The sequence below is a fragment of the uncultured Xanthomonas sp. genome, from assembly GCF_964278005.1.
GTDB classification, from domain to species: Bacteria; Pseudomonadota; Gammaproteobacteria; order Xanthomonadales; family Xanthomonadaceae; genus Xanthomonas_A; species Xanthomonas_A sontii.
This window is the reverse complement of sequence record NZ_CAXYKF010000023.1, coordinates 386,622-410,124: the sequence shown is the minus strand read 5'-3', so window position 1 is coordinate 410,124 and position 23,503 is coordinate 386,622. Positions and strand designations below refer to the sequence as shown.

At 69.6% G+C, this 23,503-nt stretch carries 22 protein-coding genes; 5 read left to right on the top strand and 17 right to left on the bottom strand.

Annotation, left to right across the window (positions count from 1 at the left end):
• Position 1: 1 nt before the first annotated feature.
• The 4 genes from ACHWVH_RS16100 to ACHWVH_RS16085 all read right to left on the bottom strand — a co-directional run bounded on the left by ACHWVH_RS16100 (position 2) and on the right by ACHWVH_RS16085 (position 3,396).
• A complete protein-coding gene (locus ACHWVH_RS16100; RefSeq protein ID WP_394687547.1) occupies positions 2-442 on the bottom strand; it encodes a response regulator in 441 nt (146 codons plus the stop codon).
• On the bottom strand, positions 439-2,250 hold the full coding sequence (locus ACHWVH_RS16095) for an ATP-binding protein (protein WP_394687546.1): 1,812 nt from the start codon (positions 2,248-2,250) through the stop codon (positions 439-441). The genes ACHWVH_RS16100 and ACHWVH_RS16095 overlap by 4 nt, the downstream gene beginning before the upstream one ends.
• Before the next feature lie 199 nt (positions 2,251-2,449).
• Positions 2,450-2,794, bottom strand: coding sequence for a hypothetical protein (locus tag ACHWVH_RS16090; RefSeq protein WP_267084123.1), 345 nt, complete (start codon positions 2,792-2,794; stop codon positions 2,450-2,452).
• A 185-nt stretch (positions 2,795-2,979) separates the two neighbouring features.
• Positions 2,980-3,396: a BON domain-containing protein gene (locus tag ACHWVH_RS16085; RefSeq protein WP_267122013.1), complete on the bottom strand. Its 417-nt coding sequence runs from the start codon at positions 3,394-3,396 to the stop codon at positions 2,980-2,982.
• A gap of 144 nt (positions 3,397-3,540) precedes the next feature.
• Between ACHWVH_RS16085 and ACHWVH_RS16080 the strand changes: the two genes are divergently transcribed.
• The gene (locus tag ACHWVH_RS16080; RefSeq protein ID WP_394687545.1) at positions 3,541-4,581 is read left to right on the top strand and encodes an oxidoreductase; all 1,041 of its coding nucleotides are present in this window, start codon (positions 3,541-3,543) and stop codon (positions 4,579-4,581) included.
• 10 nt (positions 4,582-4,591) lie between these two features.
• On the opposite strand, the gene gnd is transcribed toward ACHWVH_RS16080, so the two are convergent.
• Together gnd and ACHWVH_RS16070 are read right to left on the bottom strand one after the other, a co-directional pair.
• A complete protein-coding gene (gene gnd / locus ACHWVH_RS16075; RefSeq protein ID WP_150409640.1) occupies positions 4,592-5,536 on the bottom strand; it encodes a phosphogluconate dehydrogenase (NAD(+)-dependent, decarboxylating) in 945 nt (314 codons plus the stop codon).
• 69 nt (positions 5,537-5,605) lie between these two features.
• Entirely contained in the window at positions 5,606-6,916 is a 1,311-nt protein-coding gene (locus tag ACHWVH_RS16070) for a hypothetical protein (RefSeq protein ID WP_267084125.1), read from the bottom strand.
• 184 nt (positions 6,917-7,100) lie between these two features.
• Here ACHWVH_RS16070 and ACHWVH_RS16065 point away from each other — a divergent pair, with 184 nt between their 5' ends.
• Complete coding sequence (locus tag ACHWVH_RS16065; RefSeq protein ID WP_017916472.1) at positions 7,101-7,991, top strand: TIGR01777 family oxidoreductase; 891 nt, start codon at positions 7,101-7,103, stop codon at positions 7,989-7,991.
• Positions 7,992-8,129: 138 nt separating this feature from the next.
• On the opposite strand, the gene ACHWVH_RS16060 is transcribed toward ACHWVH_RS16065, so the two are convergent.
• The 6 genes from ACHWVH_RS16060 to ACHWVH_RS16035 all read right to left on the bottom strand — a co-directional run bounded on the left by ACHWVH_RS16060 (position 8,130) and on the right by ACHWVH_RS16035 (position 14,189).
• Positions 8,130-8,498 (bottom strand): glycine zipper 2TM domain-containing protein, encoded by a 369-nt coding sequence (locus ACHWVH_RS16060; RefSeq protein ID WP_026143726.1) that lies wholly within the window; start codon positions 8,496-8,498, stop codon positions 8,130-8,132.
• 131 nt (positions 8,499-8,629) lie between these two features.
• A complete protein-coding gene (locus tag ACHWVH_RS16055) occupies positions 8,630-9,364 on the bottom strand; it encodes a DUF2242 domain-containing protein (protein ID WP_043094730.1) in 735 nt (244 codons plus the stop codon).
• Positions 9,365-9,489: 125 nt separating this feature from the next.
• Positions 9,490-10,539: a DNA methyltransferase gene (locus ACHWVH_RS16050; RefSeq protein WP_394687544.1), complete on the bottom strand. Its 1,050-nt coding sequence runs from the start codon at positions 10,537-10,539 to the stop codon at positions 9,490-9,492.
• A complete protein-coding gene (locus ACHWVH_RS16045; RefSeq protein WP_394687698.1) occupies positions 10,532-11,608 on the bottom strand; it encodes a hypothetical protein in 1,077 nt (358 codons plus the stop codon). Before ACHWVH_RS16045 ends, ACHWVH_RS16050 begins: the two co-directional genes overlap by 8 nt.
• Positions 11,609-11,647: 39 nt before the next feature.
• Positions 11,648-13,072, bottom strand: coding sequence for a nicotinate phosphoribosyltransferase (locus ACHWVH_RS16040; protein WP_267106761.1), 1,425 nt, complete (start codon positions 13,070-13,072; stop codon positions 11,648-11,650).
• A 61-nt stretch (positions 13,073-13,133) separates the two neighbouring features.
• The gene (locus tag ACHWVH_RS16035; RefSeq protein ID WP_394687543.1) at positions 13,134-14,189 is read right to left on the bottom strand and encodes a bifunctional nicotinamide-nucleotide adenylyltransferase/Nudix hydroxylase; all 1,056 of its coding nucleotides are present in this window, start codon (positions 14,187-14,189) and stop codon (positions 13,134-13,136) included.
• Between the two features lie 285 nt (positions 14,190-14,474).
• Here ACHWVH_RS16035 and ACHWVH_RS16030 point away from each other — a divergent pair, with 285 nt between their 5' ends.
• Positions 14,475-15,473 carry an arabinogalactan endo-1,4-beta-galactosidase gene (locus tag ACHWVH_RS16030; RefSeq protein ID WP_394687542.1) on the top strand — a complete coding sequence of 333 codons (999 nt, stop codon included), beginning with the start codon at positions 14,475-14,477 and terminating at the stop codon, positions 15,471-15,473.
• Between the two features lie 86 nt (positions 15,474-15,559).
• Positions 15,560-16,441 (top strand): endonuclease/exonuclease/phosphatase family protein, encoded by an 882-nt coding sequence (locus ACHWVH_RS16025; protein WP_295928399.1) that lies wholly within the window; start codon positions 15,560-15,562, stop codon positions 16,439-16,441.
• A 449-nt stretch (positions 16,442-16,890) separates the two neighbouring features.
• On the opposite strand, the gene ACHWVH_RS16020 is transcribed toward ACHWVH_RS16025, so the two are convergent.
• On the bottom strand, positions 16,891-17,790 hold the full coding sequence (locus tag ACHWVH_RS16020) for a LysR substrate-binding domain-containing protein (RefSeq protein ID WP_267122006.1): 900 nt from the start codon (positions 17,788-17,790) through the stop codon (positions 16,891-16,893).
• Between the two features lie 86 nt (positions 17,791-17,876).
• Here ACHWVH_RS16020 and ACHWVH_RS16015 point away from each other — a divergent pair, with 86 nt between their 5' ends.
• The gene (locus ACHWVH_RS16015) at positions 17,877-18,620 is read left to right on the top strand and encodes a sulfite exporter TauE/SafE family protein (protein ID WP_295928473.1); all 744 of its coding nucleotides are present in this window, start codon (positions 17,877-17,879) and stop codon (positions 18,618-18,620) included.
• A gap of 347 nt (positions 18,621-18,967) precedes the next feature.
• Here ACHWVH_RS16015 and ACHWVH_RS16010 read toward each other — a convergent pair whose 3' ends face one another.
• The 4 genes from ACHWVH_RS16010 to ACHWVH_RS15995 form a co-directional block, all read right to left on the bottom strand.
• Positions 18,968-21,145: a carboxy terminal-processing peptidase gene (locus ACHWVH_RS16010; RefSeq protein WP_017908122.1), complete on the bottom strand. Its 2,178-nt coding sequence runs from the start codon at positions 21,143-21,145 to the stop codon at positions 18,968-18,970.
• 232 nt (positions 21,146-21,377) lie between these two features.
• Complete coding sequence (lipA, locus tag ACHWVH_RS16005; protein ID WP_043094712.1) at positions 21,378-22,388, bottom strand: lipoyl synthase; 1,011 nt, start codon at positions 22,386-22,388, stop codon at positions 21,378-21,380.
• Positions 22,389-22,410: 22 nt separating this feature from the next.
• Positions 22,411-23,118: a lipoyl(octanoyl) transferase LipB gene (lipB, locus tag ACHWVH_RS16000; RefSeq protein WP_394687541.1), complete on the bottom strand. Its 708-nt coding sequence runs from the start codon at positions 23,116-23,118 to the stop codon at positions 22,411-22,413.
• Positions 23,106-23,384 carry a YbeD family protein gene (locus ACHWVH_RS15995; protein WP_010343116.1) on the bottom strand — a complete coding sequence of 93 codons (279 nt, stop codon included), beginning with the start codon at positions 23,382-23,384 and terminating at the stop codon, positions 23,106-23,108. The genes lipB and ACHWVH_RS15995 overlap by 13 nt, the downstream gene beginning before the upstream one ends.
• Between the last annotated feature and the right edge of the window lie 119 nt (positions 23,385-23,503).

Here is a 23,503-nt window from a genome sequence, read left to right as displayed (position 1 = left end):
CTTACTCTTTGTCCGGCGCCTGGTTGATCAGCGCCCAGAAGGTGCCCAGGGTCTTCACCGCGGTGAAGAACTGGTCCACGTCCACCGGCTTGACCACATATGCGTTCACGCCCAGGTCCCAGCTGCGGGCCAGGTCGCTTTCCTCGCGCGAGGACGACAGGATCACCACCGGCAGGCGCTTGAGCGACTCCTCGCTGCGCACCAGCTTGAGCACTTCCAGGCCGTCCAGGCGCGGCATCTTGATGTCCAGCAGCAGCACCGCCGGCAGGCCTTCCTCGCGGTCGGCATAGGCGCCGCGGCGCAACAGGTAGTCCATCGCCTCGACGCCGTCCTCGACGTGCACGATGGGATTGGCCAGACGCGCGTCGCGCAACGCATCCACCGCCATTTCGGCATCGGCGGGGCTGTCTTCGGCAAGCAGGATGGTGCGGATGGCGGTCATGCGATGAACTCGGTAGAGGGCGTTTCGGGCGCCGGGGGCAAGACGAAATGGAAGGTGGCGCCCTGGTCGGGGGCGGACTCGGCCCAGATATGGCCGCCATGGCGGGCCAGTACGCGGCGCACGCTGGCCAGGCCGATGCCGGTACCGGAATACTCGCTGGCCTTGTGCAGGCGCTGGAATACGCCGAACAACTTGGCCGCGTAGGTCATGTCGAAGCCTGCGCCATTGTCGCGCACGCTGAAGTGATGGCTGCCGTCCGGCTGCACCTGGTAGCCGACCTCGATCTGCGCGACCTCGCGCTTGGCGCTGTATTTGACCGCATTGCCGAGCAGGTTCAGCCACAGCTGGCGCATCATGTTTTCGTCGGCGACCAGGATCGGCAACGGCGCGATGCTCCACTCGATGCGATGCCCGCTGTCGCCGTGATCGGACTGGTAGTTGGCATCGAGCACCGAGCGCGTCTCCGCCACCAGCGACTGCATGTCCACTGCCTGCAGGCGCAGCGCACTGCGGCCCAGGCGCGAGTACACCAGCAGGTCGTCGATCAGCGAGGCCATGCGCCGCGCCGAGGTGCCGATCACCTCCAAGTAGTGGCGGCTCTTCTCGTCGGCGCCATCGCCAAGATGGCGAACCAGCTTGTCGGCGAAGCCGGCGACATGGCGCAGCGGCGCGCGCAGGTCGTGCGAGACCGAGTAGCTGAACGCCTCCAGTTCGCGATTGACTTCGGACACCTGCTCGACCTTGCCCTCCAGTTGCCGGTTCAGCTCCTGGATGCGCTGCTGCGCGGTTTTCTGCAGGGTGATGTCGCTGACCGTCATCAAGACCACTTCGTCCTCGCTGTCCGGCAGCGGCATGCGCCGCGCATTCAGCAGCATGGTCCTTGGTACGCCGTCCGCGCCAAGTTGTTCGTGCTCGAAATCCCACAATTCGCGTCCGCGCAGCAGCACGTCGGCCAAGCGCTGCACGATCACCGGATCCTGCCAGACGCCGTCGCCGACGTCGGCGAGCAGCTTCGGCGGATCCGCCAGGTCCATGCCGTACAGTTCGGCGAAGGCGGTGTTGTGCATCAGCATGCGCTGGCCGTTGTCGAGCAGGACGATCGGCTCGCGCACGGTCTGCAGCACCGCCGCGGCGCGACCGTTGGCGCGCAGCATGTGGCGCTCGGCGTCCAGGCGCCGGCCGATCTGCCGTTGCAACAGCCAGATCACCAGGCCCAGCAACAACAGCTGCACCACCAGCGAGGTCCAGCTCATCATCGAGGCGAGCATGCGGCGCTGCTCGGCGTCGGCGGTCCGCTCGCTCAGCAGTTCGTCCTCGCGCCGCTGCAGCTCGGCGATCAGGCCGCGCACTGGATTGTCGGAGGTCATGTCCTGGATCAGCGCGCGGATCCGCTCCGGATCGCGGGTCTGCGCGATCCGCTCGGCGATCAGGCCGCGTCGTTCCAGCGTGCTCTGCAGGCGGCCGACGCGGATCTGCTGGTCCGGGTTGTCGCGGGTCAGCTCGGCCAGGTGCGCCAGCGTCGGCTGCATCGACTTGCGCGCCTGCTGCAGGCGCGCGGTCAGGATCGGCGACTGCACGCCGTGCGACATCGCCATCGCCGCCGACTCCATGTCGCGCATGTCCGCTTCCATCGCGTTCAAGGTGGCGGTCACTTCCTGGCTGTGGCCGACCCAGTCCGCCGCACGCAAGGTGCTGGCATTCATCTGCCGCAGCAGCAGCGAGGGCAGGATGACGATCAGGACGACGGCCAGCGCCAGCAACGGCAGCCGCCAGCGGTCCCAAGCATCGTGTTTGGCGATGGTCTGCATAGCTGGTGCGTCAAAAGAAGGAACGGCTGCGGCCATCGCGGGCGCGCATTGTCGCCCATCTTCCCCGGCAGCAGATGAATTGTTCAGCGGAAGCGCGACACCCCGATCGCGGTACCTGCAAGGACTCTATCCCAGGCCGCGCGCACGACGACACGGGCGGCCTGCGGCCACCCGCGGGAGTGCCACGCGCGCGCCGCGCTCAGGGCCGGCGCGCCGGGGGCGGAATGGAACCGGCGGTGGCGCCGATCAGGGTCCAGGCCGGCATGCCGGCGCGGACCAGCAGGAAATCGGCGTGGCTGCGCAGGCGCCGGCGCTCGGATTGGCTCAGGCCCTGATCCAGGTCCTGCATCAGCACGGAGAACGCCGGCCAGAACCCGGTGTCGTCGTGAAACGTGGTCAACAGCATGCTCAACTGTGCTTCCAGCCGGCGCACCGCCGGCAGCAGCAGTGACGGCTGCGCGCCATGGCCGGACAACGCGGCGCCCAGCGCCTCGGCAGCCGCGGCCGCGTGCCCCGCAGCCGGGTGGGGTTGGGTCTCCAACATCGCGCGTGATCCGTTGACGAACATGAAGGGATGATGTCTGAGCGGGTGTCAATGCGACGCGAAATGCGATTTCCGTCGCGAATTTGCCCCCAAAAAAAAACGCACCCCGCAGGGTGCGTCGCAGACCGGCCGTCGCGGGTGGGGCGCCTCGTCGCATCCCCACCCGCGGCGGCGGATCGCAATGCTTACTTCTTGGCGGCGGCGCTGACCTTCAGGTCGGCCGCATCCACCTTCTTGACCCCGTCGATCTTCTTGGCGACCGCCACGGCCTTGTCCTTCTCGGCCTTGGTCGCGACCGCGCCGGACAGCTTGACCGTGCCGTTGACGGTGTCGACCTTGATCTCGGTGCCCGACACATTCTTGGTGGCCAGCAGATCGGCCTTCACCTTGGTGGTGATCCAGGTGTCGGTGACCGGCTCCTTGGAGTCGTGGCGATTCTTGTCATGGGCCATGGTGTCGTGCTGCATCGTGTCCTGCTGGCCCATGGTGCCGTGGTCCTTGGCGCTGGTGGCCTGGCCGGCTGCGAACGCCTGGCCCGCGCCGAACGCGAAACCGGCCACCAGGGTGGCGCCAAGCAGGGTGCGTGCATTGATCGTCTTCATCGTGTCTTCCTCCGCTGAATGTGCGCGCAGTCTCCGCCAGGCCGTCGTACAGGCGGCGTGACCGAAGAATCGCCGCAGCGTGAATGCGCAATCCGCCCACGCAGCCCAGGCGATACTGGCGTCCCGCCGCTGCTGCCTGCGCCCATGCCCGACTTCAATCTCGCCCTGCTCGGCTTCGGCTACGTGGGCCGCACCTTCCATGCGCCGCTGATCGCACACACGCCCGGCCTGCACCTGCACACCGTGGTCTCGCGCCAGGCCGAGGCCGTGAACGCGGCCTGGCCGCAGGCGCGCGTGGTCGCCGATGCGGCGCAGGCCTTCGCCGATCCGCGGATCGATGCGGTGGTGATCGCCACGCCCAACCAGACCCACGCGCCGTTGGCGCTGGCCGCCCTGGCGCAGGGCAAGCACGTGCTGGTGGACAAGCCATTCACCCTGGACGTGGCCGAAACGCAACAGGTGCTGGCGCAGGCGCAGCGCGCCGACCGCATCGTCAGCGTGTTCCAGAACCGACGCTGGGACGGCGACTTCCTGGGCGTGCGCGCCTTGCTGGAGGCGGGCACGCTGGGCGAGATCGCCGAGTTCCATTCGCACTTCGACCGCCACCGTCCGCAGGTCGGCGACCGCTGGCGCGAGCACGCACTCCCCGGCTCTGGGCTGTGGTTCGACCTGGGGCCGCATCTGCTCGATCAGGCCCTGCAACTGTTCGGGCCGCCGCAATCGCTGCAGGCCGACCTGGCGCTGCAGCGCCCCGGCGCGCAGACCGTGGATTACGTGCATGCGGTGCTGCGCTATCCGCGGCTGCGGGTGGTGCTGCATGCCGGCTCGCTGGTCGCCGCCAACGGCCTGCGCTTCGCGCTCCACGGCAGCGGCGGCAGCTACGTCAAGCACGGCCTGGATACGCAGGAAGCGCAGTTGCGCGCGGGCGTCGCGCCGGGCGCGCCCGGCTGGGGCGAGGATCCCCTGCCCGGCCAATTGCGCCTGGTCGGCGCCGACGGCACGCACGCCGTCCAGACCCTGCCCGCGCCACGTGGCGATTACCGCGACTGCTATGCGGCCTTTCGCGAGGCGATCGCAGGTCGCGCGCCTGCGCCGGTGGATGCGGCGCAGGCGCTGGCGGTGATGCGGCTGCTGGAGGCAGGCGTGCGCAGCGCCGCCTCCGGCTGCAGCGTCACGCTGGACTGAGCGCCGGGCCTCAGGCCGGACGCGTACCGCCCGGCGCGGGCGCGTCCCCGCCCTCGTGCTTGATCGCATGGCCGCCGAACTGGTTGCGCATCGCCGCCAGCAACTTGTCGGCGAACGAATCGTCGTCGCGCGAGCGCAGCCGCTCCAGCAGCGAGAGGGTGATCACCGGCGCCGGCACGTCCAGGTCGATCGCCTCGGCCACGGTCCAGCGGCCCTCGCCGGAGTCCTGGACGAACGGCGCGATCCCGGCCAGGGTCGGGTTGTCGCCCAATGCATCCGCGCATAGGTCCAGCAGCCATGAACGCACCACGCTGCCCTGGCGCCAGACCTCGGCCACCTGGTGCAGATCCAGTGCGAATTCCTGCTTGCGCCCCATCAGCGCGAAGCCCTCGGCATAGGCCTGCATCATTCCGTACTCGATGCCGTTGTGGACCATCTTGGTGAAGTGGCCGGCGCCGCTGGGGCCGACATGTCCCCAGCCGGCATCGGCGGCCGGCGCCAGGGTCGCGAACACGTCGTGCAGGCGCTGCACCGCGGCGGTATCGCCGCCGATCATCAGGCTGTAGCCCTCGCGCAGGCCCCACACGCCGCCGCTCGTGCCGCAGTCGACATAGGCGATGCCGTGCGCGGCTAGTTCGCCGGCGCGGCGCATCGAATCCTTGTAGTAGGAATTGCCGCCGTCGATCACCACGTCGCCCTTGCCGAGCAACGGCAGCAACGCCGCCAGGGTGTCGTCGACGACCTTGCCGGCCGGCACCATCAGCCACACCGCGCGCGGTGCCGGCAGCGCCGCGATCAGCGCGGCCATGCTGTCGACCGCTTCGACCCCGCGCTGCTGCGCCGCGCTGCGCGCGGCCTCGCCCAGGTCGAAACCGACCACGCGATGCCCGCCGCGCACCAGCCGCTCGGCCATGTTGGCGCCCATCCGGCCCAAGCCTACAAGTCCCAGTTCCATGCGTCGTTCCCGGTTCGAAAAAAGGAGGGTTAGGGTCTCACGAAGCGGCGATGCCGACGTGACGCGCAGCTAAGGCACCGACGCGGCGGCAGGTGCCGGCGGCGGCGTTTGCGCACAGTCGTGCAGTTGCAGGTCGCGCCAGCGCTGGTACAGCGTGGTGTGCAGGTTATGCAGGGTCAGCTCGATCGCGAACGGCGTGCGCGGATTGCGATCCAGCAGCCGCACCACGTGATACCCGATCGGCTTGACGCCCTTGGGATGCACGTAGACCTGAAAGCCCCGGTAGAACGGATCGTCGAGCAAGGCGTCGAGTTGCGCGAGCACCGCCTGCTGCGCCGGATCCAGGCGTGCGCGCAGTGCCGGATCGCGCTCATACAGCAGGCGCTCGAAGCGTTCGCGGCCCGGGCCGCGCAGCGCCCGCGCCAGCTCCCAGATGCGGCGGTTCTGGGCGTCGTAGTAGGCGAAGCCACCGTGCGCGGTCAGCGCCGTGGCGGCCTCGGCGCTGACCGCGGCGACCACGAAGTTCTCGGCCTGGTTGTTGATGTCGTCCAGGTAGCGGCGCTCGAACACGTGCACGATGTAGCCAGGCGCACCGAGGAAGGCGGCGCGGCCGCGCTGCGCGGTCCTGGCCGCCTTGCCGTCGGCGAAGAACTCGCCGGCATGCGCGCCGAGCAGGATGCTGTCGGTGTCGTGCAGGGTCAGGAAGGTGCCGATCGACAGCTCGTCGGCGCTGAACGCACGATCGAACGCCGCGTCGCCATACAGTTCGCGCTGTGTGGCCAGTTGCGCGATCTGCCGGCCGACGCCGCATTCCGAGCGCACGTGCCCGCTGTAGAACGCCTCGATCGCCTGCGCATTGCCGCCGGCCGGGCGATAGCCGCGACCGAAGCTGCGGAAGCGCTCCCAGCCCTGCGCGTGCGCGCCGCGCAGACCGAAGCCGATCCAGCCCAGTTGCAGCGCCGAGAAACGGTAGCCGGGATTGTCCTGCAGGCGTGCGACCGCGCGCGTGGTGGCAGCCCCAAGTTGCAGGAAGTAGCCGCACTGCGTGGCCGGCGTGTCCAGCAAGGCACGCATGCCCTGCTGCCGTTGCGCGTCGTTCCAGGCCGCGGGCAAGGCCGCCTGCAGATCGCCGTGCGCCTGCGCCTCGGCCAGCGAACCGCGTTCGCAGGGTGCGCCGGCGGCGATCTGCGGCTGCGCCGCGCTGGTCGTGCCGATGCGCCAACCGAGCCGCTCCAGCAGTGCGGCCAGGCAAGCCGCGCTGGCCTGGTCGGCCGGCGCCGGTGCGGCCGTGGCCGCGGCACTGGCCAGCAGCGCGGCCAGCAGCAGACCGACGCCGCGGCGAAGCCGCGGCGGGCAAGCGAACCTCGATGGTCGGATCATGGAGCGGACATCACGAACAGGAGCTTCCGTTGGCCACGTGGCGGCGGCGCCCGCGCAGCGTGCCGCCTCACCCGTGCAGGCGTCGCGAAACCCACCGCCGCGGCACCGACACCCCCGGCGTTCACTCTTCCGCCATGCCCGGCGCACCTACACTGCGGCTCCCTTGGCGCAAGCGATCCCCTGCATGCACGTGCTCGTTACCGGAGGCACCGGATTCATCGGCCGCGCGCTGTGCCCGGCCCTGCTCGACGCCGGGCACCGGGTCAGCGTGCTGACCCGCGACCCCGCACGCGCGGCGCGCCTGTTGCCGGCGGTGCAGGTGCTGGACGATCTGCAGCGCGCCGCACCGGCCGATGCGGTGATCAATCTCGCCGGCGAACCGCTGACCGAAGGCCGCTGGAGCGCCACCCGCAAGCGTCGCTTCCGCACCTCGCGCATCGGTACCACCCGCGCCCTGATCGACTGGATGAGCGGACTCGACGCTGCGCAGCGCCCGGGCTGCCTGATCTCCGGCTCGGCGATCGGCTACTACGGCGACCGCGGCGACGAGGTCCTGGACGAAACCAGCACGCCGGGCGACGACTTCGCCGCCCAGCTCTGCCGCGACTGGGAGGCGGAAGCGCTGCGCGCGCAGGACCTGGGCGTGCGCACCAGCCTGGTCCGCACCGGCGTGGTGCTGGGCCGCGACGGCGGCGCGCTGGCGCGGATGCTGCTGCCGTTCCGCTTCGGCATGGGCGGGCGCATGGGCGATGGCCGGCAGTGGATGAGCTGGATCCACCGCGACGATCAGGTCGGGTTGCTGCTGTGGCTGCTGCAGCAAGGCGGCGAAGGCGCCTACGACGCCACCGCGCCGGCGCCGGCGACCAATGCCACGTTCGCGCAGCAACTCGCCGCGACCCTGCATCGTCCGGCGCTGCTGCCGATGCCGGCGGCGGCATTACGCCTCGGCTTCGGCGAGATGGCCGAGCTGTTGCTGGGCAGCCAGCGCGTGCTGCCGACACGTGCGCAACGCGAGGGTTATGTGTTCCGGTATCCGCAGTTGGACGCGGCACTGCGCGATCTGCTCGCCGATTGAGCCGCCGCGGCGCCGAATCGCGCAACGTCGCAACCGGCACCCCCAAAAAACGCCCCGGCGGAGGCCTCCGCCGGGGCGTGCTGCATCAGGCTGCCAGGTCGGCGTCAGGCACCGACCAACACGATGCGGTCGCGCGACTCAATAACGCTTGCAGACGGTCTCGACCACGCGATTGCCATTGGCCTGCTGACGCTGGCCCTGGATGTAACGGCCCGTGGCGCCACCGGCGACCGCGCCGCCGACCGTGGCCAGCTTGCGGCCATCGCCCTTGCCGATCTGGTTGCCCAGCAAGCCGCCGATCGCCGCGCCCGCCAGGGTGCCGCCGATGCGGTCCGGATCGGTGCTGTTCTTGCGCACCGCGACCTTCTTGCAGTGCACGCGGGTGCCGTCGCTGAAGCGGCGGCCGGCGTCCTCGGGACCGTAGTGACGCTGCGCCTCGGCCAGCGGCGCGGCGGCCGTGGCGATGGCGAGGACGGAAAGACACAAGGCGGATTTGAGAGTGTTCATGCTGATTGCTCCTGGGTGGCGGAGCCGATGCACAAGCACCGCGCTCTCGACGGGCGCCACCTTCTCACCGGATTCGCGAATGGTTCGTGAAGCGAAATCGGCCGCATTCAGCTTGTGTAGCAACGCCTGAATCAGTCGGCGCCGCCGGGCTCGCCGCTCGGAGGCGCGGTCGCGACGGGCGGCTGCGCCGCAGTGGCGGCCGCGGGTGCCGGCGGCGGCGTGGGCGCTGCGGCGGGCGGCGGAGTCGGCACCGTCGACGCTGCAGGTACAGGTGCGGGCGCTGCCGGCGCCGGCGCCGTCACCGCCGCGGACGGATGCGCAGACGGCTCCGGTGCCGGCTTGCTCTTGGGCAGGTATTCGCTCATCAGCTGGAAGAAGCGCTTGTAGAAGTCGCCGTCCTGCACCGTGCTGCTGGCGACCCGCACCATCGAATCGTCGCTGCTGCCGATCGGCAAGGACACCGAGCCGAGCACGCCGACGCCGACGCTGGCCGAGGTCGGGCTCTTCTTCAGCGCATAGCGGTCCTGCAAGGCACTGACGAACACCCAGGATTCGTCCTGCCCATGCGCGACGCAGGACACGCGCAGTTCCAGTTGCTCGTGCAACTCGTCGCTGGGCTGGAAGTTCTTGGTGCCTTCCACCGCATCGGCGGTGGCCTTGGAGACCACGTAGCCCTGGCTCAGCAGCGCGCGCCGCGCCGATTCGCAGGCCTGCGCCGGCTGCACCGGGTAGTTGCGCGAATAGGTGTTGTCGGAATTGAAGGTCTCTTTCACCAGGCCGTCCTGCTTGCGCGCGAAACAGCCGCTCAGGCCGATCGCGATCAGCGCGAGCGCGGGAATGGCGAGAACCTTGGAGGGAGCGGACATAGGCCGTTGACCGGAGAGAGGGAACCGCGGCAAAGGATAGCCGCAAGCGCGTGGGCGCGGCCTTGACGCCACCGCGGCCGCTCATCCCGCGGTTAGCGAGATGGGCGGTCTGCGCCGCCGCCGCGTCAGGCGGCGGCGGGTTCCAGCGCCAGGTCCACGCGCAGCAGGCCGCCGTGGCGATCGCGACGTTCGGCGCGCAGGTAATGATAGGCGTCGAGCAGTTCCAGGGTCGGCGGCACCGCCAGCGGCTCGCCCCACAGGCTCAGCAGGAAGCTACGCGCGCGCAGCCAGTCGAGCAGCCGCAGCAACCCGTCCAGGTCGCGCGGCAGCAACAGATCGACATCGCCGGGCAGGCGCGGCGCCGCCGCCGGATCGGCCAGCCAGCGCGGATAGCTGCCGTGCAACGCGAAGGCGAAACCGTCGGCGCGCAGCGCCTCCAGCAACTGCGCCGCACCCGCCAGGTCGATGGGCTGGCGTCGGTGCTGGAAGATCAGCGCGTACTCGTGGCTGCGGTCGCTGCGGGTGTCGCCGGGCGCCAGCGGCTGCGCGGTCTCGCGTGGGTAGCACAACACGCGCTCTGGACAGGGCGCGAACAGGCTGCCGAGGATCCGCGCCAGGTCCCAGGCCTGCGGCACCGTGGTCGCGCCGAGCTGCACGTTCTCCACCATCGCGATGCAGAAGCCGTCCTCGCGCAGGTGGCGGCGGACTCCATGGAACACCGCGCGCAGGCCGTGCAGGTAGGCGGCGTAGTCGGCACTGGCGTAGAGCTGGTCGGGCCCCGCCTCAGCCGGCCAGGCACAGCCGAAGTACGGCACGTTGGTCAGGCACAGGTCCACCGGCGCGGATGGCGCGCGGTGCGGCAAGCTGCCGTCCAGCACCTCGGCGTGCAGGCCCAGCCGCTGCAGCCGTTCGCGCGCCAGCCGCGCACGCGCCGCGTCGATCTCCAGGCCGATGCTGTGGCGCCCTTCCAGTTCCGCCGCGAGCAAGGTGCTGCCGAAGCCGCAGAACGGATCCAGCACGCGCTCGCCGGGCGCGCTGAAGTGGCGCACGAACGGACGCATCTGCCCGACCCAGCCGCAGTCGCGCGCGCCCAGCGGATCGCGCTGGCGCAGGTCCTCCGGCAGGCGATGCTCGGGCGGATCCGGCAACGGCGTCCACCAGCTGCGGCTATCCATGCGACGCCCGCCATAGCAGATCGCGGTCCGGCTGCCAGCCGGCGCACAGCCGGCCGTCGGCGAAGAACACCAGCTTGTAGATGTCGCCGCTGTCGTGGCGCGCGTGCATCGCCCCGTAGTCGGAGGTCTCGAACACCACCTCCATGCCGTCGGCGGTGGCCAGGCGCAGGTTCCAGAAGTAGTAGCCCTCGGTGATCTGCAGCGGCTGCAATTCGCGCCACCACGGCGCGGCCATGCAGGCGCCGAGCACCTGCTCCACCGCGACCCGCGCCTGAGTGAGATAGCGTGCGGTGCCGCCATCGCGGTAGCCGTCGCCGAGCCGGGAGAATTCGCGGAAGATCACCGTACGTGCCCCGCAGGCGCGCGCCCAGTCCAGGTAGGCCGCGACGCCGTCGGCATCGGCGATGCCGCCGTGCTGCAGGATGCACACCAGGCGCAACGGCAGCGCTTCGGCGATGCGTTGCGCAGTGGCGACGAACACCTCCGCATCGGCGATCGCCTCGCCGGGGCGGAAACGCATGATCGCGTCGTTGCGCGCCTGCTGCGGATGGTGCCGCGACAGTTCGATCCACGACAGGCCGAAGCGCTGCAGTGCATGCAGCAGCGCATCGCCGTGGCCGCGGGCGAAACCTGCGCCGTTGCTGTACAGCACCCGCTGCTCGACCAGCAAACCCTCGCGCTCGGCCGCATCCAGGGTCCGCAGCAGCTCCACGAACCAGGCTTCGTCGTCGGTCATCTCCAGCCCCGACAGCGAGTGCGACAGCGGCAGTCCGCGCAACTGCGCCAATGCCTGACGCAGTTGCGCGAAGTAGTCCGGCGGCGGCCGCAGGCTGGCCGCGGCGGTGCCGCCGGCCAGCGGCCGCAGGGTTTCCGAGCAGAAGCGGCAGCGCGCCGAACACGGCCGCACCGATGCGTAGGGAGTGAAGGTCACCGGCTGCGCGACGCGGTAGTCGCGTGCGCCGATGCGCTGCTGGCGCCAGCGCGAGGCATCCGCCGCGGCCGGCACCCGCCATTCCAGATGCGGAGTGCTGGCGCGCAGCGCGGCGAACAGCGGCGAACCGCCGCTCAATGGCGGCGGACTCGGCAGGGACGCGTCCATGGTCGCCTCCTACAGGCGCGCCGCGTTCGCGCGCTCGCGCACCTCGGCGAAGGTCCAGTCGTGCAGCAGGCGGCCGTTCTCCCACACGGTGACCATCGCATCGTCGTAACCGGCCGGGCCGGCGACCGCTTCGGCCGACACCGCGTCTGGCGCCATCGACTCGGTGCGGTAGCTGCCGTACTCGCGGTGCCGCAGCAGACGCATGCGCCCGCGCTTGCTGAGCTTGCCCTTGTCGGTGACCGGATCCTTGTACACGTCGATCCAGCGGCCGTCGACGCGGGCGGCCGAGCACTTCAACGCGAACTTCTGGGTATCGCGGTCGAGCCGTTGCAGCAAGGCACCGCCCATGCCGAAGGCCAGATTGTCGGTGGCGTAGCCGGCGCTGGTGATGCGCTCCAGGATCGCGCGGATGCTGGTCGGGTTGACCCCGTCGCCCTGGATCACCCGCACGTGGTTGAGCACCTTGTAGCCCTTGCCGTTGACGCTGTGGCCGAAGGCCTCGTCGAGTAGTTCCAGGCACTGGTGCACCACCGCCACCGGATCGCCGGAGTCCGGGCGGATCACCACGGTGGCGCCGGAGGCGATCACCTCCTCGCGCAGCGTGGTGCCCCAGTGCTCGCGGATCGCGTGGAAGATGTCGTAACTGTCCGACACCACCGCGACCACGCCGCCGGGCTTGCCGAACTGCTTGAGCATGTTGCGGTAGGCCTCGACCTCGCGCTCGCGGCCCCAGCTGGTGATCGTGCTGTGCTCGGCGGCGGGGATCGAATAGCCGGCCATCGGCTCGTGGTAGTGCGCGCGCGCCAGCAACAGCCCGGACACGGTGTCGGTGCCGAGAAAGTTGACCAAGTGCGACGCGCCACCGATCGCCGCCGATTCCAGGCTGGACACGCCGCGCGCGCCGAAGTCGTGCAGCTTGAACGGCAACTGCCCGTCCGGATCGTCGCTGGTGCGCTCCAGGAACTGGCGGATGGTCTGCTTGGCGTGCCAGCTCACTGTGGCCACGGTCACCGGATACCAGATGCGCAGCAGCAGCGTCTCCAGGTACGACGGTACCCAGTAGGCCTGCGCGTCGGTGGACTCGATGGTCATCAGCGCGTTGTGGGTCGGCACCACGCTGCCCTCGGGCACGGCGCGGATGCGGATCGGCAACTGGCCGCCGAGGCGGTCGACGATGTCGCGCCAGCCCGCTTCGTTGAACGGCTCGCCGTGCGCGGCGAACAGGTCGCGCGCCTCGTCGATGTCGGCATGGGTGACGGGGCGGCCCAGCGCCTCCTTGAGGATCGACTGCAGACCGAAGAACACGGTGCGGTCGTAGACGCCGCCGCGCGATTCCACGTAGAAGAACGTGGCATCGGTGCCGGGCGGGTACTGCAGCCAGTGGCTGGCCTTGTAGCTGTCGGTGTTGAGCAGCAGGTTGTTCAGGCATTGCATGACGGAAGCTCCTTCGCGTCTGGGAAAGCCGGCGGTCTGTCCGCCGGCCGGGAAGGCCGCGTCAGCCGCGGCCGAGGAAGAATTCGAGCAGGTGCAGATGGTCTTCGAACAGTTTCGGACCCATGCCCAGCACTTCGCTGACCGGCACCCAGCGCGCCTTGTCGGCGTCGTCGCCGCCGCGCACCTCGGGCAGTTCGCCGAACACGAACTCGAAGTGGAAGGCGTGGGTGATGGTGCGCCCGCGCAGGCTGCGCTCGGGGTGGTCGAACACTTGGCGGTTCTTCAGCGAGCCCTTGAGCACCGGCACCGGAATCTTCAGCCGGGTCTCCTCGCGCAGTTCGCGCAGGCAGGCGTCGAGGATGCTCTCGTGCTGGCCGACGAAGCCGCCGGGCAGCGCCCACAGGCCCTTGCCCGGCGCCGCGCGGCGGCGCACCAGCAGCACGTGCCCGGAATGCACCACTACCGCATCGGCGGTGACGAAGGTCGGCGGATACGGCGCCTCCTTCCAGGCGGCGCGGTACTGCTCGATGAACTGGTACTCGGCGAGCAGTTCGGCATACGAGGGCGAGTTCTTGCGAAACGCCTCGAGCATGTCGAACACCGGCGTCGGCACGTTGCCGCGCAGCATCAGCAGCGCGCCGTGGAAATCTATGCTGCCGGCCTCGAACAGGTAACGGCGCAGCTCGGTCGCCGACAGCGTCTCGGTGTGCTGCACATCGACCAGCGGCCACTGCGGAAATTCGCGCAGGTAATAGCTGCTGGCGTCCTTGTCCATGCCGATCAGGCCGATCCGCGCCTCGGCGCTGCCGCCGTCGCTGCGCACCGCCTCGGCCACCGTGGACTGCACCGCGGCGATCCACTGGCTTTCGTTGTACAGATGGTCGCGCAACGGCCGCAGGATCAGCCGCTCGCCGGCGCCTTCCAGCGCGGCCTGGATCATCACGCTGCGCTCGGCAACGGTCCAGGGATTGCGGATGGTGCGGGGAGTCTCGGCAGAGCCGATCAGGAAGATGAGTTTCTGACCACGCGCCAGGGCGTGGCGGGCAACGGCGGCGTGGCCGTTGTGGAAGGGCTCGAAGCGCCCGATGAACACCAGATAGTCGAACTCCATGAGCATCCCTCACGGTTGGGTGGATCGCCGCGGGTCTGTCCCTTGGCGTGAGCGGAATGCTACGCCGATGCCGCATCGCGTCAAGTGACGCACCGCGCAGATTCATCGGCCATCCAGACAGCGCTTGCGGACGTCGCGACAGCACCGCTGCAGTGCAGCGCGCGTCGCCGTGACGATCGCGCTAGCCTCGTGCGCGCCGCGGCCGCGGGGGACGGCCCGGCACGTCGCTGCGCCCACTCCTCGGGGCCGCATGACGCCCCCCTTCCCTCCTCCCATCATCGCGAGAATCGCATGAACCGATCGAGCAAGCGCGTGTCCGCCTGGCTGCTGGTGTTGTTGCTCGCCTGTCTGTGTGCGCCGGCCATGGCGCAGACCTTCGCCAAGGGCGCCGATGTCAGTTGGATCGACCAGCAGGAGAGCAGCGGTCGCGTATTCCGCAACGCCTCCGGCGCCACCACCGATTTCTTCGCGCTGCTCAAGGGCACCGGGGTCAACGCGATCCGGCTGCGCGTGTGGGTCAATCCGCAGGGCGGCTGGAACGACGGCGCCGACACGCTGAATATGGCCAAGCGGGCCAAGGCGCAGGGCATGCGCATCATGATCGACTTCCACTACAGCGACAGCTGGGCCGATCCCGGCAAGCAGACCAAGCCGGCGGCCTGGAGCAACCACGACTTCGCCACCCTGGTGAAGGACGTGTATTCGCACACCAACGGCATCCTGTCCTATCTCAAGTCCAACGGCATCGACGTGAGCTGGGTGCAAGTGGGCAACGAAATCAACAGCGGCATGCTGTGGCCGGACGGCAAGACGCCCAACTTCGGCAACCTCGCGCAACTGATCAACAGCGGCTACAACGCCAGCAAGTCGGTCTATCCCAACGCCAAGGTGATCGTGCACCTGGCCAACGGCCACGACAACGCGACCTTCCGCTGGTTCTTCGACAGCCTCAAGTCGGCCGGCGGCAAGTGGGACGTGGTCGGCATGTCGCACTACCCGTCCCCCAATGCCTGGCAGAGCGCCAACACCCAGATCGCCAGCAACATGCAGGACATGGTGGCGCGCTACGGGTCGGACGTGATCGTCAGCGAGGTCGGCATGGACTGGCAGCAGGCCGCGACCACCCGCGCGATGTTGGCCGATCTGCTGAGCAAGACCCGCGCGCTCGGCAGCCGCGGCCTGGGCGTGTTCTATTGGGAACCCGACGCGTATCCGGGCTGGCAGGGCTACACGATGGGCGCGGTCGACAACAACGGGAAACTGACCCAGGCGCTGTCGGCGTTCAACTGAGCACCTCGCGGCAGGCGCGCCACGCGGTGGTCACCGACACCACCGCCGTGCCACCATCGCGTGCTCCGCTCCTGTCGAGATCTGCCATGTCGCTGTCGCTGTCGTCCGCGCGCAAGCTCGCGCTTCCTCTGCTGCTGGTGCTGAGCGCGTGCATCGCGCCAGCGCAGGCGCGCACGCCCGCAACGCCCGCCGCGCCGGCCCCGCTCAAGGTGATGAGCTTCAACGTCCGCGTGCCGGTCGATACCGACGGCGACAAGCGCTGGGACGTGCGCCGCAGCGCGATGGCCGCGCTGATCCGCGCGCAGCACCCGGATGTGTTCGGCACACAGGAACTGGTCCAGCGCCAGGCCGACTACCTGGCCGCGCAACTGCCGGAGTACCGCTGGTTCGGCCCCAGCCGTGACGGCAAGGACGACGGCGAACGCATGGGCGTGTTCTACGACAGCCACACGCTGAAGCTGGTGGACTCGGGACACTTCTGGCTGTCGGACACGCCGGAGGTGATGGGCAGCATCAGCTGGGGCCATCCGCTGCCGCGTATGGTCAACTGGGGCCTGTTCGAGCGCATCGGCGATGGCCGCCGCTTCTACCTGTTCGACACCCATCTGCCCTATCGCGACGAGGACGAAGCGGCGCGCGCCAAGGGCGCGGCGCTGATCGTGTCGCGGCTGAAGGCGCTGCCGGCGGACGTGCCGGTGGTGCTGACCGGCGACTTCAACACGGTGCCGGACTCGCCGACCTACCGCACCCTCACCGCCAGCCTGGCCGATGCGCGCACGCAGGTGGCGCAGCCGCGCGGCCCGGAAGCGACCTTCCACGATTTCACCGGCCATCCCGACCGGCGCATCGACTGGATCCTCTCGCGCGGGTTGAAGGCCACCGACTACGCCACGCTCGACGCGCGGCCGCAGGGCCACTGGCCGTCCGACCATTTCCCGGTGATCGCCACGTTCGCCTGGCCGCAGTGAGGCGCGTGGGCCTGCGGCATGGACCGCAGGCCCACGAACGGGAGCGGTTCCTATCTGTTCGGTATCAGCCGCGACGCGCATGACGCGAAAGGCCTTGGCGTGGCTGACCAAGGCCGCATCGAGCGCTGCAAGACAGGCAACACTTCCGGCAGAGCCAACGCAGAAGCGCGTGATCCGCGCAGTTCTTCCGTCGCAATCTCGCACCGGAAAGCATCCGGCTCCGGCAGCAGTCGGGACTGAAGTCCCTCCCACAGCAAGCAACTGCGCTGACAGGGGGCCGTGCGTCCGCAGGAGCAACTTCAGCCGCGACACGCGTCACCGGGGAACAGCCGTCGCAAGCCATCCCGAACAGCGTAACAAGGCCCGCGCCCGCCAGTTAACGATGCCTCGCTGCACCATTGCGCAAGCGCATCGTCAGAGGCGTCAGTCGTGCGCCAGCCGACGGATCCTCAGGCCGCCGGCGCGGCATGCGCACACAGCCAGTCCAATACCTGCTGCACCGGCGGCGACGGCGCAGGTGTCGCTCGCCACACGATCGACAACTGGCGCAGCGCCCACGGCTCCTGCAGCGGCACCGCGACCAGTTGCGCGCGCACGCTGACCCGCTCCAGCGCCGCCTGCGGCAGGATCGCCACGCCGGCGCCGCGCGCCAGCATGCGGCACAGCGGTTCGATGCCGTGCACCTGCGCGCGGATGCGCAGCTGGCCACCGGCACGCGTGGCATGGATCCGCAGATGCTGCTGCAGTGCGCTGTCCTCGGCCAGGCCGAGCAACTGCGCCTGCCATACCTCCGAGAACCGCAACTGCGGCGCCTGCGCCAGCGGATGCGTGGCCGCGGCCACCAGCACCAGCCGATCCTGCCGAAACGGGCGCGCCTGCAGGCCCTGCAGATCGGCGTGATCGGCGATCACCGCCAGGTCGGCGCGTTGCTCGCGCAGCGCGTCGGCCGCGGCGACGCTGCCCTGCTCGCGCAGCGCCAGATCGATGCGCGGGTGCGCCACCAGGAACTCGGCCAGCAGTTCCGGCAACCATTCCGACAGCGCCGCGGTATTGGCCAGCAGGCGCACGCTGGTCGGGTGGCCGCCGGCGTACTCGCCCAGTTCGCTGCGCATCGCCTCGGCCTGCCGCAGCAACTGCCGCGCGTGCCGCAACAGCGCAGTGCCGGCCGCGGTGAGGCCGACGCCGCGCGGGCCGCGCGCGAACAGCGCGACGCCAAGCTGCGTCTCCAACGCGCGGATGCGTGCACTGGCGGCGGCCAGCGACAATGCTGCGCGGTCGGCGCCGGCGGTGATGCTGCCGGCTTCGGCCACCGCCAGGAACAGCCGCAGATCGGTGAAATCCAGGTGCATCGGCGCTCCCGCCTTCGTCGTTGCCGAAGTCTGCCTGAAGCATTCGCGCATTGTCCGGCCGCCGCGGCGCGCCGATGCTGGATGCCATGGACACCCTCGCACCGCACCTGCTGCCGATCGCCCTGGTCTTCCTGCTCGCCGGCGGCGTCAAGGGCGTGGCCGGCATGGGCCTGCCGACGGTGGCGATGGGCCTGCTGGGACTCTGGCTGACGCCGACCGAGGCCGCGGCGCTGCTGGCGCTACCGTCGCTACTGACCAACCTGCAACAAGCCTGGGGCGCAGGCATCGGCGCGCTGCTGCGGCGACTGTGGCCGCTGCTGGCGTGCATCGTCGCCGGCACCTGGGGCAGCGCCGGCGTCCTCGCCGACGCGGACCCGCGGCTGACGCGCGCCGGTCTGGGCGCGTTGCTGGCGCTGTATGCCGTGCTTGGGCTGAGTCAGTGGCAGGCACGCCTGTCGTCATCGCAGGCGCGCTGGGCGGCGGCGCCCGTGGGCCTGGCGACCGGGCTGCTGACTGGCGCCACCGGTGTGTTCGTGTTGCCGGTGCTGCCCTATCTGGTGGCGCTGGATCTGCCGCGGGAGGCGCTGATGCGCGCGCTCGGCAGTTGCTTCGCCGCGGCCACGCTTGCGCTGGCCGCAGCCCTCGTCGCGCACGGGGCCTTCCCCACCCAGGCGTTGGGTCCGTCGTTGCTGGCGCTGCTGCCCACTGCCGTGGGCATGTGGCTGGGCACGCGGCTGCGCCAACGCATCTCCGCCAGCGCGTTTCGCCGCGTGTTCTTCCTGACCTTGCTGGCACTGGGCCTGCACCAGGTGTGGCAGGCGCTGGGCTAGGGCGTGTCATCAATTCCCGAGTATGCCGCGTTGGGTCTGGCAGGCGCGCGGCCGGCGTTGCGTGGCGCAGCGCCTGACTGGCCGTTAGGTCAAGCAGCGCGGCGCCGGCCGCGCGCCTGCCAGGCCCAACCCGAAGGGCCGCGATTGCGCGCGCCCATGGCCGCGTCGTCGCGACGACGCGGGATGTGGGAGCAACCTGATCGCGAAATTACCCTCCTACCGGACAAGCAGAATCCGCCTGCGCGTGGCGGAACAGATTGCGAGAGATGGCCTGACGCCGCTCCCACAAAAAAACGCGCCACCGCTGGGCGATGGCGCGTTGGCTTTTGCGACGCTAGCGCGCGGGCTCAGTCGGCCCAGCGCCCCGGGCCGGTGGACTGCGGCAGCACCTGCACCGACAGCGGACGGTCCTTCTCCAGCAGGTTGACCGCATCGCTCAGGATCGAGGCCGATTCGCGCAGCAGCGGATCCGGGCGCTTGTCGACCAGCTTCTCGCGCGCGGCGTCCTTGACGATGTCGCGCTCGTTGCCGGTCAGGCCGTCGTCGCTGCTGTCGTCGGCCAGCGGATCCAGCGGCAGGCCGAGCTGCTTGCGGATCTCCTGGCGCTGCTTGCGCTGCGCGTCCTGCTTCTCACGCTCGGCGCGGCGCTCGGCCTCGTTTAGCACCACGTACTTCTTCGCCGCCTCGGTGCGGAACTGGCGCACGTCCTCTTCCCACCACTGGAATTCCTTGTCGTTGGCGATGCGCGTGGTGTGCAGCGCCTCCAGCTTGGGCAGCAGCGGCGCGAAATTGCCGTACTGGGTGTGCGGCACCGCGGCGATGCGGCTCCACGGCAGGGCGTTGTCGTAGGTGCTTTCACCGAACTCGGTGGCATCGACGCTGGCCGGGAAGGCGATGTCCGGCACCACGCCCTTGTGCTGGGTGCTGCTGCCGCTGACGCGGAAGAACTGGGCGATGGTCAGCTTGACCTGGCCGAAGCGGTCGGTCTCGTTGGCCGGCCAGCGGTCCAGGTCGACGATGTTCTGCACCGTGCCCTTGCCGAAGCTGGTCTCGCCGATGATCAGGCCGCGGCCGTAATCCTGGATGGCGCCGGCGAAGATCTCCGACGCCGAGGCCGAGCCGCGGTTGATCAGCACCGCCAGCGGGCCGTCCCAGGCCACGGCCGGGTTCTGGTCGCTGTTGACGGTGACGCGGCCGCCGGATTCGCGCACCTGCACCACCGGGCCCTGCTCGATGAACAGGCCGGTCAGCTCGATCGCCTCGTCCAGCGAACCGCCGCCGTTGTTGCGCAGGTCCAGCACCACGCCGTCGACCTTGTCGGTCTTGAACCCGGCCAGCAGCTTGGCCACGTCGCGGGTCGCCGAGGCATAGTCCTTGGCGTTGCGGCGGCGGCCTTCGAAGTCCTGGTAGAACGCCGGCAGCTTGATCACGCCGATGCGCCGGGCCGGCTCGCCGTCCTTGGCCGGCAGCTCGATGGTCTCGCCCTTGGCGGCCTGTTCGGCCAGGCGCACCTTCTGCCGGGTCAGCAGCACCTGGCGATGCTTGCCGTCCACGCCGGCTTCGGCGGGGATGTACTCCAGGCGCACCTGGGTGTCCTTGTCGCCGCGGATCTTGGCGACCACGTCGTCGATGCGCCAGCCGATCACGTCCTCGACCGGACCGCTCTTGCCCTGGCCGACGCCGACGATGCGATCGCCCGGCTTGAGCGTGCCGTCCAGCGCGGCCGGGCCGCCCGGGATCACCTCGCGGATCACCACCAGGTCGTCCTGCTTCTGCAGCTGCGCGCCGATGCCTTCCAGCGACAGCGACATCTGCTGGTTGAAGTTCTCGGCGGTGCGCGGGGTGAAGTAGTCGGTGTGCGGATCGACCGTGTTGGTGTAGGCGTTCATGAAGAACTGGAACACGTCCTCGCTCTTCAGTTCCTTCACCGAGTCGTCGAGGTTGGCGTAGCGCTTGTCCAGGGTCTTGCGGATGTCCTCCGGCTTCTTGCCGGCGAGCTTGAGCCGCAGCCAGTCGTTCATCACCGACTTGCGCCACAGCGCATCCAGTTCCTGGTCGTCCTTGGCCCACGGCGCATTCTTGCGGTCGTACTCGAACTTCTCGTCGCCGTCGAAGTTGAAGTCCTGCTTGAGCAGCTTGCGCGCGTAGGCGATGCGCTCGTCAACCCGCTGCCGGTACACGGCGAAGATCTGGAATGCCGGTTCCAGCTGGCCGGAGGCGATGTTGGCGCCAAGGTTGTTCTGGAAGCTGGCGAACTTGTCGACGTCGGCCTGGGTGAAGAACTGCTTGCTGCCGTCCAGGGTCTCCAGATACTTCTTGAAGACCTCCTTGGAGGTCGCCTCGTCGAGGGCGCGCGGCCGGTAGGCGTAGCGGCTGTCGGAGAGCAGGCCGTACACCAGCTTGGCGGTGGTGGCCTGGTCGGCGGTGGCAGCGGCCGGCAGGGCGGGCGCATCGGTACGGGCGAACAGCGCCAGCGGTGCGGTCAGCGCAAACGCCAGCAGGAAGGCGGAAGCTTTGAATTTCATCTGGGGACTCTCGGCACCAGGCCGTCAGGGGGGCAGCACATCGCGTGAGACAACACGACAGTGACGCAAGTTGCAGGCCGTGTCACCTGTTCATGAAGCAGACTAGCTGCCGGCTTGCGCAGAAATGTGAACGCTGCCGGTGGGAGCCGCGCGGACGGTCGTCCTGCGACGACGAACGCGCGTCGTCGCCGCGCACAGGCGCGATCAACGACGCGGCTCAGGAGGACGCGATTCAGGCGGCGACGCCGGCGCCGGCCGCCTGGCGATCGGCGTGGTAGGACGAGCGCACCATCGGCCCGGAGGCGACGTGGCTGAAGCCCAGCGCGTTGCCGTACTCCTCCAGCGCCTTGTATTCGTCCGGCGTCCAGTAGCGCATCACCGGGTGGTGATGGGCGGTCGGCTGCAGGTACTGGCCGATGGTGACCATGTCCACGTCGTGCGCACGCAGGTCGCGCAGGGTCGCCTGCACCTGCTCCAGGGTCTCGCCCAGGCCGAGCATGATGCCGGACTTGGTGGCGATCGCCGGATGCTGCGCCTTGAACTTCTTCAGCAGGGTCAGCGACCACTGGTAGTCGGCGCCGGGACGCACGTTCGGGTACAGGTCCGGCACGGTCTCGATGTTGTGGTTGAACACGTCCGGCGGATTGGTCGCCAGGATCTCCAGCGCGCGGTCCATGCGGCCCTTGCCGCGGAAGTCCGGGGTCAGGATCTCGATGCGGGTGGTCGGCGCGGCGACGCGGATCGCACCGATGCAGTCGGCGAAATGCTGGGCACCGCCATCACGCAGATCGTCGCGGTCGACGCTGGTCACCACCACGTACTTCAGGCCCATGTCGGCCACGGTCTGCGCCAGGCTGGCCGGCTCGCCGGCGTCCGGCGGCTTGGGCCGGCCGTGCGCGACATCGCAGAACGAACAGCGGCGGGTGCAGACCTCGCCGAGGATCATGAAGGTGGCGGTGCCGTGGCCGAAGCACTCGTGGATGTTCGGGCAGCTGGCCTCTTCGCAGACGGTGACCAGGCGGTTCTCGCGCAGCTTGGCCTTGAGATTCTGCACCGCATTGCCGGAGGGAATGCGCACGCGGATCCACGACGGTTTGCGCAGCACCGGCGCGTCGGCGAACTGCACCGGCGAGCGCGCGATCTTGTCGCCGCCCAACTGCTTGACGCCGGTCTGCAGCGGCGCGGGCGCGCTGTCGCCGGAAAGGACCTGCAAGGGAATGGAGCGTGCGCTGGGCTGGGTCATGGCGTGGTCGGCGGGCAGGCGGTCAAGCCGCGTGCGTGAGCGAAAGATCGGGCAAGGCGTCGAGCGGCTGCAGGGTCAGCCCGAACTGGCGCGCCAGTTGGGCCAGCAGGACCGGAGTGACCGCCTGCATGCCGGAGGGACCGCCCAAGTCTAGCACCGCGGTCACCTGCAGGCCCTGGTAGCCGCAGGGATTGATCCGGTGGAACGGCTCCAGGTCCATCGCCACGTTGAACGACAGGCCGTGGAAGGTGCAGCCGCGGCGCACGCGGATGCCGAGCGCGGCGACCTTGGCGCCGCCGACGTAGACGCCCGGCGCGCCGTCGCGGCGTTCGCCGAGGATGTTCCATTCGTCGAGGGTGTCGATGATCGCCTGCTCGATCCGGCACACGTAGTCACGCACGCCGATGTGCAGCCGGCGCAGGTCCAGCAGCGGGTACACCACCAGCTGGCCGGGGCCGTGATAGGTGACCTGGCCGCCGCGATCGACCTGCAGCACCGGGATGTCGCCGGGCGCCAGCACGTGTTCCGACTTGCCGGCCTGGCCGAGGGTGAACACCGGCTCGTGTTCGACCACCCACAGTTCGTCGGGGGTGGCCTCGTCGCGCGCATCGGTGAAGCGCTGCATCGCCCGCCACACCGGCTCGTAGGGCTGGCGGCCGAGCTGGCGGACGCCGCACGGCGGCAGCGTCAGTGCCGGCGCCACTGGCGCGTCCCCGGCTACAGCGTCCACTTCACTTCCGGGTGTTCGCGCAGCGCCTGATGCGCGGCGTCGTACTGGGCGCGGTCCACGGCACGGAAGGCGATGCGCACCGACACGTACTTGCCGTTGGACGAATGCTTCCAGCTGATGCGCTCCTCCATCACCTCCACGCCGGCCGCGGCGAGCAGGCGCGGCAGTTCGGCCTCCAGGCCGGTGTTGGCGGTGCCCATGGCGCTGAGTTCGAACACGCCGGGGAACTGGAAACCGTGATCGGGGTTATCGGAAGTGATGTCCATGTCCGCATTATCGGGCCGGCGCCGGGCAAACCCAAGGCCGGCCGCGGTGCGCAGACAGCGCCCAGGGATCCCGGAGCCGCGCAGCACGGAGATCCGACCGCGCGCAAGACACCAGTGCG

Excerpts from the sequence above, each read along its gene's own strand:
- ACHWVH_RS15995 (WP_010343116.1), bottom strand. The coding sequence starts at position 23,384 with ATGGACATCACTTCCGATAACCCCGATCACGGTTTCCAGTTCCCCGGC.
- gnd (WP_150409640.1), bottom strand. The coding sequence starts at position 5,536 with ATGGAACTGGGACTTGTAGGCTTGGGCCGGATGGGCGCCAACATGGCC.
- ACHWVH_RS16085 (WP_267122013.1), bottom strand. The coding sequence starts at position 3,396 with ATGAAGACGATCAATGCACGCACCCTGCTTGGCGCCACCCTGGTGGCC.
- ACHWVH_RS16065 (WP_017916472.1), top strand. The coding sequence starts at position 7,101 with ATGCACGTGCTCGTTACCGGAGGCACCGGATTCATCGGCCGCGCGCTG.
- ACHWVH_RS16040 (WP_267106761.1), bottom strand. The coding sequence starts at position 13,072 with ATGCAATGCCTGAACAACCTGCTGCTCAACACCGACAGCTACAAGGCC.
- ACHWVH_RS16035 (WP_394687543.1), bottom strand. The coding sequence starts at position 14,189 with ATGCTCATGGAGTTCGACTATCTGGTGTTCATCGGGCGCTTCGAGCCC.
- ACHWVH_RS16070 (WP_267084125.1), bottom strand. The coding sequence starts at position 6,916 with ATGATCCGACCATCGAGGTTCGCTTGCCCGCCGCGGCTTCGCCGCGGC.
- ACHWVH_RS16015 (WP_295928473.1), top strand. The coding sequence starts at position 17,877 with ATGGACACCCTCGCACCGCACCTGCTGCCGATCGCCCTGGTCTTCCTG.
- ACHWVH_RS16060 (WP_026143726.1), bottom strand. The coding sequence starts at position 8,498 with ATGAACACTCTCAAATCCGCCTTGTGTCTTTCCGTCCTCGCCATCGCC.
- ACHWVH_RS16020 (WP_267122006.1), bottom strand. The coding sequence starts at position 17,790 with ATGCACCTGGATTTCACCGATCTGCGGCTGTTCCTGGCGGTGGCCGAA.
- ACHWVH_RS16010 (WP_017908122.1), bottom strand. The coding sequence starts at position 21,145 with ATGAAATTCAAAGCTTCCGCCTTCCTGCTGGCGTTTGCGCTGACCGCA.
- ACHWVH_RS16050 (WP_394687544.1), bottom strand. The coding sequence starts at position 10,539 with ATGGATAGCCGCAGCTGGTGGACGCCGTTGCCGGATCCGCCCGAGCAT.
- ACHWVH_RS16090 (WP_267084123.1), bottom strand. The coding sequence starts at position 2,794 with ATGTTGGAGACCCAACCCCACCCGGCTGCGGGGCACGCGGCCGCGGCT.
- ACHWVH_RS16055 (WP_043094730.1), bottom strand. The coding sequence starts at position 9,364 with ATGTCCGCTCCCTCCAAGGTTCTCGCCATTCCCGCGCTCGCGCTGATC.
- ACHWVH_RS16080 (WP_394687545.1), top strand. The coding sequence starts at position 3,541 with ATGCCCGACTTCAATCTCGCCCTGCTCGGCTTCGGCTACGTGGGCCGC.
- ACHWVH_RS16030 (WP_394687542.1), top strand. The coding sequence starts at position 14,475 with ATGAACCGATCGAGCAAGCGCGTGTCCGCCTGGCTGCTGGTGTTGTTG.
- lipA (WP_043094712.1), bottom strand. The coding sequence starts at position 22,388 with ATGACCCAGCCCAGCGCACGCTCCATTCCCTTGCAGGTCCTTTCCGGC.
- ACHWVH_RS16100 (WP_394687547.1), bottom strand. The coding sequence starts at position 442 with ATGACCGCCATCCGCACCATCCTGCTTGCCGAAGACAGCCCCGCCGAT.
- ACHWVH_RS16095 (WP_394687546.1), bottom strand. The coding sequence starts at position 2,250 with ATGCAGACCATCGCCAAACACGATGCTTGGGACCGCTGGCGGCTGCCG.
- ACHWVH_RS16025 (WP_295928399.1), top strand. The coding sequence starts at position 15,560 with ATGTCGCTGTCGCTGTCGTCCGCGCGCAAGCTCGCGCTTCCTCTGCTG.